General features: G+C 60.4%; 13 protein-coding genes and 1 tRNA gene. 7 read left to right on the top strand and 7 right to left on the bottom strand.

The window, feature by feature from the left end; genetic code table 11:
* Nucleotides 1–283 precede the first annotated feature (283 nt).
* Both MUM_RS0132115 and MUM_RS0132110 read left to right on the top strand, forming a co-directional pair.
* Entirely contained in the window at nucleotides 284–4,540 is a 4,257-nt protein-coding gene (locus MUM_RS0132115; RefSeq protein WP_010177064.1) for an AvrE-family type 3 secretion system effector, read from the top strand.
* A gap of 66 nt (nucleotides 4,541–4,606) precedes the next feature.
* Nucleotides 4,607–5,539, top strand: coding sequence for a GNAT family N-acetyltransferase (locus MUM_RS0132110; RefSeq protein WP_010177063.1), 933 nt, complete (start codon nucleotides 4,607–4,609; stop codon nucleotides 5,537–5,539).
* Nucleotides 5,540–5,581: 42 nt separating this feature from the next.
* On the opposite strand, the gene MUM_RS0132105 is transcribed toward MUM_RS0132110, so the two are convergent.
* From MUM_RS0132105 to MUM_RS0132095, 3 genes are all read right to left on the bottom strand, one after another.
* Nucleotides 5,582–7,990, bottom strand: coding sequence for a TonB-dependent siderophore receptor (locus MUM_RS0132105; RefSeq protein WP_010177062.1), 2,409 nt, complete (start codon nucleotides 7,988–7,990; stop codon nucleotides 5,582–5,584).
* Between the two features lie 75 nt (nucleotides 7,991–8,065).
* The gene (locus tag MUM_RS0132100) at nucleotides 8,066–9,010 is read right to left on the bottom strand and encodes a FecR family protein (RefSeq protein ID WP_029616191.1); all 945 of its coding nucleotides are present in this window, start codon (nucleotides 9,008–9,010) and stop codon (nucleotides 8,066–8,068) included.
* Nucleotides 9,007–9,522: a sigma-70 family RNA polymerase sigma factor gene (locus MUM_RS0132095; RefSeq protein ID WP_010177060.1), complete on the bottom strand. Its 516-nt coding sequence runs from the start codon at nucleotides 9,520–9,522 to the stop codon at nucleotides 9,007–9,009. The genes MUM_RS0132100 and MUM_RS0132095 overlap by 4 nt, the downstream gene beginning before the upstream one ends.
* 161 nt (nucleotides 9,523–9,683) lie before the next feature.
* Between MUM_RS0132095 and MUM_RS0132090 the strand changes: the two genes are divergently transcribed.
* A complete protein-coding gene (locus MUM_RS0132090) occupies nucleotides 9,684–10,235 on the top strand; it encodes a hypothetical protein (protein ID WP_177325026.1) in 552 nt (183 codons plus the stop codon).
* Nucleotides 10,236–10,269: 34 nt separating this feature from the next.
* Nucleotides 10,270–10,881 (top strand): hypothetical protein, encoded by a 612-nt coding sequence (locus MUM_RS0132085; protein ID WP_010177058.1) that lies wholly within the window; start codon nucleotides 10,270–10,272, stop codon nucleotides 10,879–10,881.
* Between the two features lie 5 nt (nucleotides 10,882–10,886).
* On the opposite strand, the gene rimJ is transcribed toward MUM_RS0132085, so the two are convergent.
* The 3 genes from rimJ to MUM_RS0132070 form a co-directional block, all read right to left on the bottom strand.
* On the bottom strand, nucleotides 10,887–11,441 hold the full coding sequence (rimJ, locus tag MUM_RS0132080) for a ribosomal protein S5-alanine N-acetyltransferase (RefSeq protein WP_010177057.1): 555 nt from the start codon (nucleotides 11,439–11,441) through the stop codon (nucleotides 10,887–10,889).
* Between the two features lie 84 nt (nucleotides 11,442–11,525).
* A tRNA-Met gene (locus MUM_RS0132075) sits at nucleotides 11,526–11,602 on the bottom strand.
* A 253-nt stretch (nucleotides 11,603–11,855) separates the two neighbouring features.
* Nucleotides 11,856–12,176 carry a DUF6124 family protein gene (locus MUM_RS0132070; protein WP_010177056.1) on the bottom strand — a complete coding sequence of 107 codons (321 nt, stop codon included), beginning with the start codon at nucleotides 12,174–12,176 and terminating at the stop codon, nucleotides 11,856–11,858.
* A 427-nt stretch (nucleotides 12,177–12,603) separates the two neighbouring features.
* Between MUM_RS0132070 and MUM_RS0132065 the strand changes: the two genes are divergently transcribed.
* The gene (locus MUM_RS0132065) at nucleotides 12,604–13,821 is read left to right on the top strand and encodes an MFS transporter (protein WP_010177055.1); all 1,218 of its coding nucleotides are present in this window, start codon (nucleotides 12,604–12,606) and stop codon (nucleotides 13,819–13,821) included.
* A gap of 108 nt (nucleotides 13,822–13,929) precedes the next feature.
* Here the strand turns inward: MUM_RS0132065 and MUM_RS0132060 are convergent, their stop codons facing one another.
* Nucleotides 13,930–14,481, bottom strand: a complete 552-nt coding sequence (locus tag MUM_RS0132060) for an RNA polymerase sigma factor (protein WP_010177054.1) — start codon at nucleotides 14,479–14,481, stop codon at nucleotides 13,930–13,932.
* Nucleotides 14,482–14,743: 262 nt separating this feature from the next.
* Between MUM_RS0132060 and sctW the strand changes: the two genes are divergently transcribed.
* Nucleotides 14,744–15,838 (top strand): type III secretion system gatekeeper subunit SctW, encoded by a 1,095-nt coding sequence (gene sctW, locus MUM_RS0132055; protein ID WP_010177053.1) that lies wholly within the window; start codon nucleotides 14,744–14,746, stop codon nucleotides 15,836–15,838.
* Nucleotides 15,835–17,931, top strand: a complete 2,097-nt coding sequence (gene sctV / locus MUM_RS0132050) for a type III secretion system export apparatus subunit SctV (RefSeq protein WP_010177052.1) — start codon at nucleotides 15,835–15,837, stop codon at nucleotides 17,929–17,931. Before sctW ends, sctV begins: the two co-directional genes overlap by 4 nt.
* The last annotated feature ends 26 nt before the right edge of the window (nucleotides 17,932–17,957 follow it).

Genomic DNA, 17,957 nt, shown 5'->3' with positions numbered 1-17,957 from the left:
GTGGGGTAAATGTACCTCAGTGCGCAGAAACGATCCTGGGCAAATCGGACCACGCTGGGACAATGCGACTCGCTGTCCCGGGTTCTCCAGGTGAAGGGAACCAATTCCTACAAATGGTCACTAGGAGGTTTTGAACACAATAGCTCAAGAGGTTGCAATGAACTCAGTACCCGAAGGCTTGGCCGGATCGTATCGCCCTAGTGTGGAACCGCCGATAACCTCAGCCACCGAAGACGCTTCTCAGGAAACGCGTGTAAAGCAACCGCGCAAAGGACTTCCAGGCGTGTCCTCGGAAACGCTACCCCCTGAGCAAGCGGATCGCTACCAATCGCTGACCCCCACCTCAATGTTGTTCACGCCTGCCCTCAAGGCGGGGAAAGTGCAGGCGGATGGCACCCGGGAGGGCCAGGAGATTGCGCATCATTTGAACCAGGCGAACAAGCAGTATGTCGCCGATGCATCCGGCGATGCGGGCAAGCACACGTTGGGTTTCAAGGATGAGCGGCACTATCGGTTTCAGATCCAGTCAACGCCTGCGGCGGCGGCGGTATTCAAGAGCAGCCGTCCCCAGGACAGGGCATCAATACCACCGGGCAATGCGCCGGGCCGGGCCCACATGGCGATTATCAGCCAGGTACAAACCACCGTTGATGGCCAGCAGTATCGTTTGGAAGGCGGACGCCTCTTCCGCTTCGAACCCGCCATCGCCACCTGGGTGCCTGACCCCGACACTCGCGCCTTCAGCCGCATCAGCCTGAGCCGTGAAGGGCAGTTGCTCAAGATGCCCAAGGGTGTGGCAGACAGCAGCGCCGAGGGCCGGGTCACGGTTTCTCTGAGCGATGCCCAAAGCGGATCAGTCCTGCACGCGGCAGGGGCGACTTTAAGTGCGCTGGATGAGGCCGGTAACCCGTTGCAACTCACGCGCATCGGGGTGTCCGGCAATACCCTCTATGCAACCACGGCCGATGGCGAATTGCTGCAGGCCGATCTGCAACAGGCGCGGGGCGGCGTGCTGAAAATGTCCCGGCAACCGGTGGAGTCGTTGGAGCGGGCGTTGAAAGGGGCGGTGAGCGTAGAGGGGTTCTTCCATGACGATGAGGGGCAGCTCAACATGCTGGTGCGTGACTCGCGCCAGCAGCTGCATAGTGCTCCCTTGACCGGCAACGACTCACTGAGCCCGCAATGGAACCTGAGTGATGTGCTGGTCAAGGGCATTGAGAAAGGGTTGCCGCAACCGAGTTTGCAGGCATTGGCCAGTACGGTCGATCTGGGCCAGCGTGGAAAGATTGCATTGGATGAGGGCAATCTGTTGGTTTGGGACAGGGCGACGCAAAGCTGGGAGAGTGGTCCGCGAACAGATATCCAAGTGCTGGAGCGCGGGTTGGATGGCCGTGCTTATGTGCTGCAGGACGGCCAGTTGAAGGCAGTGGCGACCCGGCAAGTCCGGGATCCGATCCACGAAGGCGCGAGTCACGACTTGTCAGGTGTACCCAAACCTCGCACGCAAGCCACGCTTGACGAGGTATTGGCAGGGAGCGGCCAGCAGAAAATCACGGCGTTTGCCGTGGTTGACGGAAGGACGTTCGTGACGGCCGATCAAGACAATAAACTTGAGGCAAACCTGGGGAGAGTCACCCGCCAACTGACACTTACCCCGCCCATCGCCGTGCAGGCGTTGGCGCTGGATAAAGACGCAAACCTCTATGCACACAGCAAAGACGGCGGGCTTTTCATGTTGAAGCGCGAGGATTGGCAGGGGCGCTCCGAGGCCGCGTTGAGCTGGAGCAAGGTCGAACTGCCGAATGGGCAGCGTCTGGACTCTCTGCGCATGGGGGCCGACAAGCACCTGGTGGGGGAATGGGGCAATCGCTTCTTTCGCCTGGACACCTCCGCCGATGGCGCTATGACGTGGGGGCCGGTGCAATCTGCATCATTCGCCCCAGGCCCGTCATTGTCCGAGAAGCTGGCCGGCGCCCAACTGCGCACAATGTTTCCAGGTGGCGCACTGGCCGTCACCAGTAATGTGATGGGGCAGACCACTGAAGGTGTTCCGCTCAAGCGCAGCTTCTTCTCGGGTGTGAAAGCGCATTTTCATCCATTGGACAGCCTCAAGCAAATGGGCCGGGACATTCAGCATCACTTCACCGGGCGCCAGGGACTGGAAAGTGCCTACGCCGAGAACAAATACCTGCGCAAGCAACTCAAGCCGCTTTCCCAATCCCGGCCGGTGCCTGCCGATCTCACGTCACGCCTTGAGACCCTGAGCCAATCGGGGGCGCGTCAGACCTTGGCAAAGGCCATAAGCGGAGCGCTGGCCAAGGTGGAAAAGGACAGCAAGTCATCTGCACAACGCCTGGGGGATGTGCATGGGATAACGTTTGATCCGAAGCCCGGCTTGAGTCGGGCGAACATTCAACCTGAGTCGACGCTGCATCAACTGTACGAGGCTTTCAAAAGGCTATCGCCCTCCTCGCAGAAGGAGACCGCTGCGTTGCTGGCCAACTTCGAGGGGCAGGGCCTGTCGTCTCCAGCCTGGAACCCGGAGCGCAAGCGTGACCTCAATCATCCCTCTGCGGTGATCGAAGGCGACCTGATTCACCAGGCGAACACCCTCAAGCAACTGACGGATTTGGCGGTTGAGCTGGATAGGGTCCCAGACATGAGCCCAAGCGCCTTGGCGAGAGTCGAGCAGTCCCTCGGGGCCTTGATGAAGGGCTATGAGGAAAGCCCCGTGCACCAGATGTCCGGTCAGAACATTGCCAGCTATGACCAGGCCGAGACCCTCTACAAAAACTTCAAGCTGCTGGCGAAGGACCTCGGAACGCCGGGATCGGCCCTGCATTGGCACCTCTCGCGATTGCTGGGGCTGCCCGCCGATGCGAGTATCAAGGAGGCGCTGACACAAGAGATCCAACAGATGGGCAGCAGCCAGACGCTGTCGCCGAGCCGTGCCCAGGGCAAAAGCCTGGGCCTTATGGTGACTGGAATACAACCGGTGGCGCCGGTGGAGTTCTTTGTCGGGGTTTCCAAGTCCCACACCAACGGTGTCAGCGTCAGTCGCACCGATAAGGGTGCCAGGGTTGAGATCAGCATGGATGACACCCGTCGACTGGCCGCCTCGGTGGCTTCGGGGGTAACCCTTGGGCGAGGCACGGGAGCCGTGGGACCGGGCCTGAGGGTGGCGGCGGAAATGACCGCTGCGCTGGCCAATAGCAAAGGGGCGAGTATTGGTTTCGAGGTGAAGGAAGCTGACTTTCCCAAGATGATGTCGATCCTTACGGGGGAGCAGGGCAATATCTTTGACCTGATGCGACTGGGCTCGGCACACAGTGCGGGTGAAAGCTCGAAAAACAACGCTGATCTCAGCTTGGACGCGCTCGCGCAATTGCGCATGCTCTACAACCCGCAAGAAGACATTGCCGAGCTGGCTTCGGTACTTCGGTCGGGCATTGGACTTGTCGGCAACGTCAATCTGGTGCATTTGGATCAAAGCCAGTCAACCAGTCGCAGCACCTCAGGCACCACTCAGGGGGGCGGGGCGAATGGGCAACTCCTGCGCCAGGGTGGTGTGGGTGTCAACGTCGCCCCGGTTAATGTGGTGGGGTTAGGTATGCCGGGAGGTCCAGGCCCGGGCACCGCAGCGTTCGCACTGCCGGAGGTGTCGTTCATGGTGAAGTTTGATCGCGGGCAATCCCGGGGGTTCAGCTTCTCATTCAAGCGGCCAGAGCCTGTGGCTCAGTCAGCGATCGACAGCCTTGTCAGTGACCTTTCTCGCTACGCTCCCGGATTCAAAGGCGACCTTGGCGCCCTGAAGCTGGAGGGCAAACCGGTGGCAGAACAACTGGCCACGCTGCAACGGTTTCTGGAAACGCATCCCGCGACAGCAACGAAACCCGAGGCTTACCACACACTCAACGACTCACTGGATAAGCTCGTTCACCAGCAGAATCTGGTAGAGAAGGGGCTTCGCCAATTGGTGTCGGTGACGGCGTCTGCCACTTACGTCGGTTTGCGTGATGATGGACAGCATGCCTGGTTGAACGATGTTGCACCCGCCAACAAGGCTGACATTGTGCAGTGGCTCAAGGATGACCCGCAGTTTGCGCAGGTGCTTGACCAGTTGCAGAACGGCGAGGGGACTTCGGTGGGAATCGGCCTGGAGCTTAAGCCGGATGTGGTGCGCACCATCGAGAGCAAAATCCTTGACGGTGAAAACCCGGAATTGCTGATCAAAACGGCCTTGGGCAAGCGTGAGAACTTGCGCCTCAAAACCATGAGCCTCAGTTACACCGCGAGCCAGTCCCATGCCCTCTCGGTCCCCTCAATGACTAATATCGGGTTTTCGAGCAACGCCTCACTTGGCCATACCCATAAACGCGTCAATGCCGAACTTGAGTACGGGGCCGATGAGAATAAGCCTCTGAGGATGAAGTTGAACGATACGCTGGAAAGCCCACCGCCCGCTGAATTGACCATTGATCTGGCGGACCAGCGAGTCCGGACGCCTCGCGCCCCGAAGGTCGCGAACCCGTTGCATTGACTTTGGTTGTGCTATACAACTACTTGTCTCTTCATTCGGGAAAAGGGTGTCCCCGTGAACCGTTCAATGCCAGACCTTATCGATCAGATCCGCTGTGCCTCGCGCCTTATGGTGCGAGAGCTGGGCTTTATGCAGCCGAAGTTGGCGGCCAGCAGCTACCCGCCTTCCTCCGTTCACACCCTGGTTGAAATCGGCGAGCGCGGCGCGCTGACGGCGGCGGAACTGGTCACCTTGCTGGGGCTGGAAAAGTCGTCCGTGAGCCGTATGGTGCGCAAGCTGATCGAGGCGGGCGAACTGGAAGAGTTTGCCAACGAGGACGATGCCCGCTCGAAAAAACTGCGGCTCACCGCGCGAGGCCAAAAGACGCTGGGCGAGATCGAAGCGTTTGCCCGGCGCCAGGTGGGCGAGGCGATTGCCGACCTGTCCAGTGAGCAGCAACAGGCGGTCAGCCGTGGGCTGGATCAATACGCCGGCGCGCTGCAAACCCAGCGCACCGGCGCCCGGCAACCCCGGCACTACCGCATTGCCCGTGGCTACCGGCCGGGCGTAATCGGGCGCATCGCGCAGATGCATGCCGAGTACTACGCCAAACACGCCAATTTTGGCCAGCCATTCGAAAGCCTGGTGGCGGCGGACATGGCCGAGCTGATGGGGCGCCTGGCCAACCCGCGCAACGAAGTGTGGACGGTGCTGGATGGCGCGCAGATCGTCGGCTCGATTGCCATTGATGGCGAAGGCGAAAACGGCGAGGCGATCCTGCGCTGCTTTATGTTGGACCCGTCGGCCCATGGTCAGGGGTTGGGTAAACGGCTGCTGAAAGCAGCGCTGGATTTCTGCGATGAACACCGGTTCCCGGCGGTGCGGTTGTGGACATTCAAGGGCCTGGACGTGGCGCGCAAGCTGTATGAAAACGCGGGCTTTGTGCTGGTGTCGGAGCAGGAAGGGCAGCAGTGGGGCAAGTCGGTGGTGGAGCAGTGTTTTGTGCGGCAAGGGGTTTGATGCAACAGCGCCCCACACAACGGGGCGCTGGCGCCTGGCCGGTTAGAAGTCCCAGCGCGTGGTGAGCATCACATTGCGCGGGGTGCCGTAATAGGCCGTGTTATAGAAGCCGATGTTGGTGTAGTACTGCTTGTCGAACAGGTTGTTGACGTTCAGCGTCGCGGAAAGATGTTCGCTGACCTGATACTTGGCCATCGCGTCCACCACCCAATACGCTTCCTGCGAGAACTCTTCGTTTTGCGCCTTGGGCCGGTTGTACACCACTTGCCAGCTTCTGCTCTGCCAGCGTGCGCCGCCGCCGACGGTCAGGCGGTCCAGCGGGCCCTTGAGTTTGTACGAGGTGAAGAAACTGAACTGGTCCTCCGGCTCCCAGGTCGAGGCCTTGTCGCCATGTTCATCCCGCAGGATCTTGTGGGTGTAGCCGGCCTGGGCCTGCCAGCCCGGCGCCAGCTCGCCGGACATCTCGGCCTCGAAACCCTTGGTCTTGGCCTTGATGCCTTTCTCGGCATACCCAAGGGACGGGTTGGTCGGGGCGGCGTTGTATTCGGCGTCCGGCTCCGCGCGGTTGGTTTCATGCACTTCGAAGTAGGCCATGCTGGTGTTGAGCCTGCCCTCGAAAAACTCACCCTTGAGGCCGGTTTCGTAGTTCTTGCCTTCATCCGGTTCCAGCAATTTGTTGTGGCGATCGCGGTTGTCGCTCGACGGCATGAAGATGTCGGTGTAGCTGGCATACGCGGTGAAGTTGTCGTTCAGGTCGTAGGTGACCCCGGCGTAGGGCACCAGCTTGCCGGTCTCGGTGGAGTCGTCGTCACCGCGCAATTTGTAGTTGGCCACGCGGCTGCCGAGGAACAGGTTCAAGTCATCGGTGAGGTTGAACCGTGCCGCCATATAGCCGGCGGATTGCCGGGTGGTGGCATCGATGGTCCGGGTCGGCGCGCCCCAGTTCGGCTCCGGAGCGTTGCCGTCGAAATTCCAGAAATCGATCTGGTTATTACCGACGTAAGCGGGGGCGCCGTAGTCTTTTCCGGTCCAGTGGGAGTTGGAGGCCGACGCGCCAATCACCAGTTCATGGGTACGGCCCAGCAGGCTGAACGGGCCGCTGGCGTAGATATCGCCCGAGTCGGCGCGGGTGTTGCCGGTGAACTTGTTCGCGTACAGGGACGACAGGCCGGTGGCGGGGAACGGCCCGCTCATGATCGAGCCCAGGGGCGCGTCGTAGCCCATGAGTTGGTGGGTGTATTGGCCCTTGATCACCCAGCCATTGTCGAAGCTGTGTTCCAGGGTGGAGAACGCGCTGCGAGAATACTGCTCCCAGCGGCTCCACTTGGCGCCGTTGTTGTAGGAGCGTTTCACGTCGATGCGGTTGCCGTTGCGATCAAACAGCGCGCGGCTGCCGGACCAGCCCGAGCCTTGCGGGTCGCTGTCCAGGTAATCGAAACCGACGGTGAGCAAAGTGTCGTCGGTCAGGTCGGCTTCCAGCGTGCCGAAATACACAGTGGTGCTGCGCTGGTAGTGGTCCATGAACGAGTGCTTGTCCTGGTACGCCGCCACCGCACGCCCGCGCACGTTGCCGCTGTCGGTCAGCGGGCCACTCACGTCGATCTGGGAGCGATAGTTGTCCCAACTGCCGGCGCCGAGTTCGACGCTGGCCTTGAAGTCCCGCGTGGGCTTTTTGCGGATCAGGTTGATCGTCGCGCCAGGGGCGCCGGCGCCCGTCAGCAGGCCGGTGGCACCCTTGAGGATTTCCACGCGGTCATAGATCGCCATGTCGCTGAGGGTCTGGCTGGACGAGTAGGCGGAGTTGCGCAGGGTCGGGATGCCGTCGTACTGGAAGTTCTCCACCGAGAAACCGCGAGCGTAGTAATTGTTACGTTCGCTGTCGAAGGTCGACACGGTGATGCCCGGTGTATGGCGCATCACGTCGTCGATCGAAGTGAGCGCGAAGTCATCCATATGCTGGCGTGTGATCACGGTGATCGACTGCGGGGTTTCCCGTGGGGTCAGCACCATGCGCGTGGCGGTGGCGATAGTGCCCGGGGTGTAGGAACCGGTGCCTTCAGTGATGGTGCCCAACTGGTTGGCGGTGATCTCGGTTGCGCCCAGCGACAGCGTGCCGCCGGCCACCGGCAAGCTTTCCAGCTGGTAGCCATCGGCATTGCCGCGTGCTGCGAAACCGGTGCCGGCCAGCACCTGCGCGAACCCGTCCGCCACGCTGTAGCTGCCGCGCACGCCGGGGCTGTTCAACCCGGCCACCTGTTGCGACAGGAAGGAAATCGGCACGCCGCAGGCCTGGGCGAAACGCGTCAGCACATCGCCGAGTGGGCCTGGGGCGACGTCGAACGCCTGCACCTGCTGTTGCGCGTAGGCCAGGCCGGGCAACGCCAGCGGCAGGCAGCCAAGCAACAGTCGACTGGCCAGCAACAGGCCGCCGCGAGTGGGGGTTGAAGACATGTTATCGGTGCTCCTTTGGATGTTGGCCAAGGGAAGGACGCGGCGAAACCGAAAACACGCAACGCCAGGCAAAAATTATTTGGCCGGCGTTTTCAACGACACACGTGTGAGCCAAGGGGTGTAGGTGCTGACCTCAATCGGCAGGGTGCGCGTGAGCAGGCGCAGCGCGCGGTCGCTGTCGTCCGTGGGCAGCATCACGGTCACGCGTATGCCTTGCAGGGCCTTGCGGTCGAACATCAGCACGCCCGGCCGATACCGCGCCAGGCGCTCAAGCACGTCCGCCAGTGGCTCATCGTTGGCCAGCAATTGATGGGCCGTCCAGGCGTGTTGCTGCGCCTGCACGTCGACGCCTTTCGGCGTGCCCGGCCCGTTTGCATCCAGGCGCACTTGCTGGCCGGGGGCGAGGGTGATCGTGTGCCCGGCACTCTCGATGCGGGTGGAAGATTCGAGCATCTTGACCACCGTGGCGCTGTCGCTCAGTTCGACGATAAAACGCGTGCCCAGGGCGCGAATGCTGCCTTGGGGGGTGTCGACATAGAACGGTCGCTGGGCGTCCTTGGCCACCGTCACCAGGATCTCACCGTGCAGCAGTTGCACGCGGCGCTGGGTGGCGTCCAGGTGCAGGTTCACGGCGGAGTTGCCTTCCAGTTGCAGGTCACTGCCGTCGGCCAGCAGCGTCTGCTGCCATTCGCCACGGTCGGTGCTCAGGTCGGCGAACAGGTAGCCACGTTGCTCGTACTGGTACGCCGGCACACCCGCCAGCAGCAGCGCCAGGGCCAGGCATTTGACCAGCGTTGCCCCATGGCGAGGCTGTCGGGCGCGACGTAACGCAGCGCGGGCCGGCGCTTGTTTGAGCGGCTGCAAGTGGCCCTGAAGGCGGGCAATGGCTTGCGGGTGCTGCGGGTCGGCGGCCAGCCAGGCGCGAAACGCCTGTTCGTTGGCGGCATTGCCTTCGTGATCCAGCCGCACCAGCCATTCGGCGGCCTGGCGCAACACTGAGTGGGGCAGAGGCTGACTCATGGCTGGGCGCACGCATCGCACGCCAGCAAGGCCTCCACCAGATCGTTCTGCACCGTGCGCACCGAAACGCCCAGGCGCTGGGCAATCTGCGCCTGGTCCAGGCCTTCGAGGTAGCGCAGGATGAAGGTGTCGCGGATCCGCTTGTTCATGCGTGCCAAGGCCCGGTCAATCGCCTCAAGCAGTTGCGCAGCTTGCAGGATCTGCTCCGGTGAAGGCGCCTGTTCAAGGTACGCGGCGCAGCGTTCCAGCTCTTCGCGGTAGGCCTGTTCCAGGCGCCGACGGCGGCCATTGTCCATCAGCAACCTGCGCGCGATGGTGGCCAGGTAAGCCCGTGGCTCACCCGGCGCGACATACGTGCCCGATGCCAGCAAGCGTACGAACGTATCTTGCGCCACGTCGGCCGCCTGATGGGAGCACTGCACACGCCGCCGCAACCAGGTCAACAACCAACCGTGGTAGCCGCGGTACAGCGCATCGAGCGTAGGCGCATCGGTGGGCGAAACCAACTTCATGAGATAAATTCGTAAGTGAGAATTAATCCCATTCTAGTGGTTTCAAACTTCGCCCTGCAATAGACGGCACACTAACGGTTGAGAGAGACTTTCCCGGGGTAGTGGCATTAAGCTATCTGCCGCTTAACCTTTCTGACATTTAATCGGGTTTGAATTTATCTATGGGTCGTTCCTTTGCGTGGGTCATTCCGTTGTGCCTGGTGGCTGCTGTTGGAGCGGGGTGTTCTTCTCATAAAGGCCCACCGCCGGCCAAACCCAAGCCGGTCGTACTGACGGCAGACGACCATCATGCGAAAGTCATTTTCAGAATGCTCAGCACTGAATCACAGGTGCATTTCAGCGTGGGCCCGGCGGGGAACCTGAGCAGCGTGGGGAATGTTTACAATGATGCCCAAGAGCAACAAATGCCGGCGTTTGCCCGCGGGTTGTACAAGGGGCTGGCCCACGGGCTCTATCAGGTCCGGCCGTTCCGGGAGACGCTGGTGCCGGCGGATCAGGTGACCGTGGTAGAGGGCGTTGCGAACTGGCGCAACGATCGCGGCACGTCCTATACCCTGGAAAAGTGCGGACCGTTATCCCGCAGCTTCCTGCCGAAGGCTAACAAAACCTATCTGGTGGAGTTTGATTTGCAGGGCTTCTCGGTGTGCAGCGAGAAGATTTATGACGTGACAGTGGAGGGGCAAAAGGACCTGGTTTTACCGGTAGAGATTTAATGGATTGCCACGCCTCATCTTTTTTGGAGTTTTCATGCGTACTTTACCGCTGGTTTTCGTCGTTGCCGCACTGCTGTTGAGCGGCTGCAGCATCCCCTACCAAACCCCTGAAGCCCGCGCGCAGATACAGCAGGACCTGGGCGTTTCCGGCAGTGACATCATCGACATCTCCTACACCAACTTCTGCAAACTGAAGTATGGCGACGAGGCGATCTGCCATGCCGAGCAAGGCATAGCGGTGCTGACCCGCAAAGGGCTGATCCTGAGCAAGTACCAAAGCAGCCGGTACGTGCCGGCCTACACCCTGAAAACCGCCGAAGTGCTGTGCGGCCATACCGCCACCTCCCGGGAAGCGGCGGAAGCGCTGAACATGTTCACGGCGGACTCCAACTTCGTGTTGCTGCCGCTGAATGCCGACAAGCAATGGAACGGCACGCTGCACCGGGAGATGGTGGATTATTTGCTGGCTGATGGTCAGCCGTTGTTGATTGGTGCCGGCGCGAAAGCAGTCAGGCCGAGCGGCAAGAAGAAGTACGGCGGAGGGATGATCCCGGGGACAAAGATTCCGTACTTCACGGAGTTTGAGTATTCGGAGTTGGTGAATCCTTGTCCGGGTGCACCAAGCGATGCCGCCCACAGCGACTGAGTGGTTTAAATATCGTTGGGGTTGATCAGGGCGGTCAGAACATGGTCGGCCCAAACCCCGTTGATCTTGAGATACGCCCGCGCTTCACCCTCCCGCTCAAACCCCAGCCGCGCCAACAGGCGCGCGCTGCGCTCATTCTCCGGGCGGTAGTTGGCCATGATTCGGTGCAGTTGCATTGCGTCGAACACATGGGCAATCGCCGCCGTCAGCGCTTCCTGCATCAGACCCTTGCCTTGGGCGGACTCGCTCAGCGCATAACCCAGGTGACAGGCCTGGAACGCACCGCGTACGACATTGCTGAAGTTGCAGGCGCCGATGATGTTGCCGTGGCTGAATATCAGCAGGTGCAACGCGTCATCGCTGGCGGTTTTGTCGGCCAGGGTTTCGAGGCGTTCGGTGATGGCTGTCAGTTCGAAAAAGGCTTCATCACGCGACGGTTCCCAAGGCTGGAGGAAATCGCGATTTTCCAGCAGGTACGCTTGCACGGCGCGTGCGTGGGAAGGGTGGGCGGGGAGCAGTAAAAGCCGGTCGGTGTGGATGCCGGTGGCGGGGAATGTCATGCGTCACCTCCATGTGGTGGGGCAGTGTACTTTTCTTCAGGCATAAAAAAACGGCCTACCTTTCGGTAAGCCGTTTTTAGTACTTGGTGGCTACACAGGGACTTGAACCCCGGACCCCAGCATTATGAATGCTATGCTCTAACCAACTGAGCTATGTAGCCAAGTGGCGCGCATTATTCGCGGAGAACGGGAATGCGTCAAGCGCTTTTTTTGAAAATTTATCTACGCTATCAACTGTTTAACGGGAAACACCGGGTTTGGTGACGAGCGGTTGGGGTTTGCGTGGGTCCCGGCCTCACAAAAATCTTCTGTAGGAGCTGGCTTGCCGGCGATACAGGCACCTCGGTGTATCCCTGATACCGAGGTGATGTTATCGCCGGCAAGCCGGCTCCCACATTTGTTCGGTGTTGGTCGTCAGGTTTTGCGCGGGTGCAGGCACTCTATCGAGCGGTCGACCATGGCTTTGGCGATCTCCAGCAGGTGCCACACGGCGAGGACTTTGGCACGCTCGGGGCTTTGCAGCTGTTCGCCGCAGTCGAGCGCGGTGGCCGAGGCGCTGTGCAGCAGGTCGGCGGTGTAGAGCAGCGAGTCTTCGAAGCTGATGTCGTCGCTGATGGCGTAGAAGTTCGTCGACGGTTGCGGCGGGTCGGTCGGCAGGTAGTGGTCGAGCGCTCGGTTGAAGGCGGCGCGGTCTTTGGCTTGGTCACGGGGTGGATCGGGGACGATCTTGAACATGGTGTAGCTCCTATTGACCTGAAGAAGCTGCCACCGTCGCTGCTAAACGAGAAGGGTGGCGGCTGTACGCGGGTTAGCAGACCAGTCAATAGGAAAACCGGCGCACCCGAAGGTGCCCCACGCACAGCCACCATAAACTGGGGCGTAAAGCGTGTGCCTATTGAGTTCAGGCTGCTAAACCCGATCACTGAAAACCAGCGACGGACCGAAGACTAGCCACCGACTCCCCCAGGCACAAGGCCGAAAGATTCTCTAGGAAACGTCCCGCAAATTAAAGGGATTCATCTTGCTGGCCCTTTACAAACCATGACCGCTGCATCGATTCATCTAGTCGTTAGCCTGCTAACGGGATAGCCTTCCTGCCCCCAAAAGTGGCACATTGTCGCACCTGCACCTGTGCATCCATCTGCTGTACGGAAAACCTCCCATGGCTCTGAGCAATTCCCAGCCCTCCGTGGCTACGACGCCTGCTGCCGGGCAAACCAGCCCGTTGGTGATGCGTGTGATCGGCGCGGTGGCGCTGGCGCATTTGATCAATGACTTGATCCAGTCGGTACTGCCCTCGATCTACCCGATGCTCAAGGCCAATTACGGCCTGACGTTCACCCAGGTCGGCCTGATCACCCTCACGTTCCAGCTCACCGCATCCCTGTTGCAGCCATGGGTGGGTTATTACACCGACCGCCATCCCAAGCCGTACCTGTTGCCCTGCGGGATGATCTGCACGCTGGTGGGCATCTTGATGATGTCCCAGGTGGGCAGCTTCCCGTTGATCCTGCTGGCGGCGGGGTTGATTGGTATCGGGTCGTCGACCTTCCACCCGGAAGCCTCCCGCGTGGCGCGCCTGGCGTCGGGCGGTCGTTATGGTCTGGCGCAGTCGACCTTCCAGGTGGGCGGTAACGCCGGCTCGGCCTTTGGCCCGTTGCTGGCGGCGGCGATCATCATTCCGTTCGGCCAGGGCAATGTGGCCTGGTTCGGCCTGTTCGCGGTGTTTGCGTTGTTTGTGCTGTATGCGATCAGCCGTTGGTACGCCAACCACTTGAACCTGTTCAAGCTCAAGCAAGGCCAGGCGGCCACTCATGGCCTGTCCAGGGGGCGGGTGCTGAGTGCGCTGGTGGTGCTGGGCCTGCTGGTGTTTTCCAAGTACTTCTACATGGCCAGTTTCACCAGTTACTTCACCTTCTACTTGATCGAGAAGTTCGACCTGTCGGTGGCCAGTTCCCAGCTGCATCTGTTCCTGTTCCTGGGCGCGGTGGCGGCGGGGACGTTCTTTGGCGGGCCGATTGGCGACAAGATCGGCCGTAAGGCGGTGATCTGGTTCTCGATCCTCGGCGTTGCACCGTTCACCCTGATCTTGCCCCATGTGGACCTGTTCTGGACCAGCATCCTGAGTGTGGTGATCGGCTTTATCCTGGCCTCGGCGTTCTCGGCGATTGTGGTGTACGCGCAGGAGTTGGTGCCGGGCAATGTGGGGATGATCGCCGGGGTGTTCTTCGGTTTGATGTTTGGTTTTGGCGGGATTGGTGCGGCGCTGCTGGGGCACCTGGCAGACATCCACGGCATCGAGTACGTGTACACGCTGTGCTCGTTCCTGCCGCTGTTCGGGGTGTTGGCGATTCTGTTGCCGCGTACCAAAAAGGCCTGACTTCAAGCCAATCGAGTCGGGCAGGTATCCTTGCTGCCCAACGCTTGCATCAAACGGGTAAATCAGTTGCTCCTGCAAAGGGTATCGGCGTTACGTCGGTGCCCTGATTTACGGCTGCAGTGGGTTGTAGGTGGCTCGCTTCAACTGTTCGCGTGCACGGGACAACCGTGAGCGCACGGTGCCAATGGGGATGTCCATGGCGTCGGCGGTGTCCTGGTAACTGCCGTCGGTCTCCAGCGAGGCGTAGAGTGTTTTGCGCATTTCCACCGGCAAATGCGTGATCGCCCGCAGGGTTCTTTCGAGCTTGCGGTTGACCTCGAACTGCCAGTCCAGGTTGTTGTTGTCTTCCTGCCCATGCCACAGGGCTTCATCGAACTCGCAATGCACGGGTTTGGCGTACATGCGCCGAAAGTGATTGCGGATCAGGTTCTGGGCAATCCCGCACATCCAGGTGCTGAGTGTGGCCTGGCCGCTGAAGCGGTCCCGGTTGCGCCAGGCTTCCAGGTACGTCAGCTGCAGAATATCGTCTGCATCTTCCGGGTTGAGCACGCGTTTATGAATGAATCGTCGGAGTTTCTTGTGGTGGTCTTCCGACAGGTTCTGGATGGAGCGGTGCGGGTCAGGTGTAAGGTGAACTAAAACATCGATAGGAATATCCATGATTTTCTCCTCAGGGTAGACGGTCGAAATGATTTCGACGGGAACCCTGTTAGCACTGCTTGTGCCAAACGAAAAAAACTCATAAGCCATTGATAATAATAGGTAAATATCTTGTTTCAGTGCTTTTTTGTGCAAGTGTTTGCACAAAGCATCGCGGGTTTGCGCCGATCTTTTCATAGGCCCCGGTATCGCCGATAAAGATGGAACCGTAACGGGGTTGCCTGCCACACACGGAAACGAAACTTCCTGTGCAGGCATCTTCATGAAACTCGATCCCAACATTGATGTGCAAAAAAGCCAGCGCCCGGATCAGCCTGTTCCAGCGAGTATTGATAGCCAGCCAGTTCGCCAGGCGCCCGCTGCATCGGGCGTTGATGATCTTGCTGCGCTGTTCAGCCAGGAGGTCGAACTCAACAGCAAAGGCTTGAGCCGGCGTCAATTGGGTACGCGCGTGACGCCTGTGGAGCAGTTGACCCAACTCTATGAGCAACTGGGCCATCCGGCACAAACGACACTGGCGACTATCGCCCGTAACGTCAGGGTTCAACTGTTGCTCAAGCCCAGCGTCGACAAGCTGCTGGACCTGACAGGAAACGACCCGGCCCGTACCTTTGTTGTGCTCAAGCAGGTGGCTGCGCAGGCGCTAGCGCAAGCGCGCACTAACGAGGCGGCTCTGGCCAACGACGCCCTTGCCCGGCTGGAGATCCGCTTCAAGCCGCAAATCCAGGCGGGCTTGAACATCGCGCTGGCCTTGCAGGCGAGCAGTGATGACCCGAACCTGCGTCAGGCGGTACGCCATGTGTATTACGCCAGCGTGGTCGCCCGGCAATCGCTGGCCGGCATGATGAATGCGTTGTTGGGGTTATTCGGTGGCAATGAATTTGGCCACGGGTTGAAGTTGATGCGCAGGGCCCTGGCTGACGACATTGCGGCGCATAGCCCTTCGTTGCCTACTGCTCAGTTGCGCACCTTGCTGATGGGCCTGCGCAGTTGCGGTCAACTGGGCAGTGTGTTGTCGAGTTGCCATGGGTTGATTGATCGACTGGCCGCTGTGCATCCAGGCATTGATCGGGACGCCGTCGCGCTGCTGCAGCGTTTGTTGGGCTACGTGAGTACGGGCATCGCGTCTGCCGAGATTCAGCGCCTGGCCAGTGAACTGGGGGGTGGGGCGCTATCCGACCAGTTGGTCTCGCTCAATGCCCTCTATCCCGTGTTCGGGAGCTTGCCCCTGGCATTGTGGCGTGACAGCAAGGGTCGCCAGGAAGCGCTGCACGCTTTTATGGTGGCCATGGATGAATACGCGCTCAGTGAGCGAGGCACCCGGAATGTCGGCGCGTCGCCGAGACACCATCCATGAGTGCATTGCGGGCAATCAACACAGTGCTGCTCAAGGTTGCACAACGCGCCGAGGTACTGGGTGCGGTCGTGATCATGGGCATTGTGTTTATCTTTATCGTGCCGTTGCCGACCTGGCTGGTCGATATCCTGATTGCCGTCAACATTTGCATTTCGTGCCTGCTGATCGTGCTGGCGCTGTACCTGCCAGGGCCGCTGGCGTTTTCCTCGTTTCCGTCGATCCTGCTGTTGACCACCATGTTTCGCCTGGCGTTGTCGATTGCGACCACGCGTCTGATCCTGCTGGAGCAGGACGCCGGCGACATTGTGGAGGCCTTCGGCAACTTCGTGGTGGGGGGCAACCTGGCGGTGGGGTTGGTGATCTTCATGATCCTGACCATCGTCAACTTCCTGGTGATTACCAAGGGCTCGGAGCGTGTGGCCGAAGTGGCGGCGCGCTTCAGCCTGGATGCCATGCCCGGCAAGCAAATGTCCATCGACAGTGATTTGCGCGCCGGCCTGATTGATGGCGAGCAAGCCCGGGATAAACGCGAGCAGTTGTCCCGCGAAAGCCAGTTGTTCGGGGCAATGGACGGGGCGATGAAGTTCGTCAAGGGCGACGCCGTTGCCGGGCTGATTATCGTGGTGATCAACTTGCTGGGCGGGTTCTCCACCGGCATGTTCCAGCATGGCATGAGCGCCGGCGATTCCATGGCGCTGTACTCGGTGTTGACCATCGGTGACGGCCTGATTGCACAGATTCCCGCGCTGCTGATTTCCTTGACCGCCGGGATGATCATCACCCGCGTGGCGCCGTCCGGGCGCAACAAGGGTGCCAACAATATGGGCGCCGAGATCGCCCGGCAAATGACCAGCGAGCCCAAGAGCTGGGTGATTGCTTCGATTGGCATGCTGGCTTTCGCAGCGCTTCCTGGGATGCCGACGCTGGTCTTTATCCTCATTTCCCTGATGACCGGTTCCCTCGGCTATTACCTCATTCGTCAGCGCCAGCGACAGGATGCGCCTGCCGACAATACGGCCGATGTCGTCCCCCCGGAAAAAAACGGTGAAGAGGACCTGCGCGGTTTTGACCCGTCGAGACCTTATCTGTTGCAGTTCCCACCGCACTTGCAGGGCAGTGGCAAGGTGGAGGAAATCATCCATGGGATTCGCCAGGTCCGTAATCGCCTGGTTGCCCAGGTTGGCTTGACGCTGCCGCCGTTTGAGGTCGAGTTCGCGCCCGGCCTGGCCGACGATGAACTGCGCTTTTGCGTGCATGAAGTGCCGATGATCAAGGCCACATTCGGTGACCGGGTGGCGGTTGAATGGGCTGCACTGGGCGGTGAGCCGCAAGATGGGACCCAGGGGTTGGCGGAGCGTGACGAGCAGGACTGGGTATGGCTGGCCCCCGATGATCCGTTGCTCGACGATGTGCAGCTTGAACGCTATACCGCCTATGACTTGATCATCGAGCGTATGGAGCGGGCGATGATGCTGAGCGGGCCGCAGTTTCTCGGGATCCAGGAGAGCAAGTCGATTCTCAGCTGGCTCGAGTTCAACCAGCCGGAACTGGTTCAGGAACTGCAGCGGATCATGCCGCTTTCGCGCTTTTCGGCCGTGTTGCAGCGCCTGGCCAGCGAGGGCGTTCCGCTGCGGGCCGTGCGGTTGATTGTCGAGTCGTTGATCGAGTACGGCCAGCATGAGCGTGAGCCGGACGCCCTGGCCGACTACGCGCGAATTGCCCTCAAGTCGCAGATCCTGCACCAGTACAGCGAGGCCGACGGCCTGCATGCCTGGCTGCTGTCACCCCATAGCGAAAATACCCTGCGCGAAGCGCTGCGACAGACTCAGACCGGGGTGTTCTTTTCCCTCGACAACGACAGCAGCGCTGTACTGGTGAGTTTGCTCAAGCAGGCCTTCAGCGTGCGCGCCAAGAGCAAAAGTGTGCTGCTGGTGGCGCAAGACTTACGCAGCCCTTTGCGCACATTGCTGCTGGAAGAGTTCAACCATGTGCCGGTGTTGTCGTTTGCCGAATTGGGCAGTTCATCCAGGGTCAAGGTGCTGGGACGGTTTGACCTGAGCCAGGACGACTTGCTGCGTGGGGCCGTTGCATGACCCCTCTTTTGGCGATTGTTCGCGGG

Source organism: Pseudomonas sp. PAMC 25886 (assembly GCF_000242655.1).
GTDB lineage: Bacteria > Pseudomonadota > Gammaproteobacteria > Pseudomonadales > Pseudomonadaceae > Aquipseudomonas.
The sequence above is the reverse complement of the archived record's forward strand: the minus strand, read 5'-3'. Positions and strand labels throughout refer to the sequence as shown.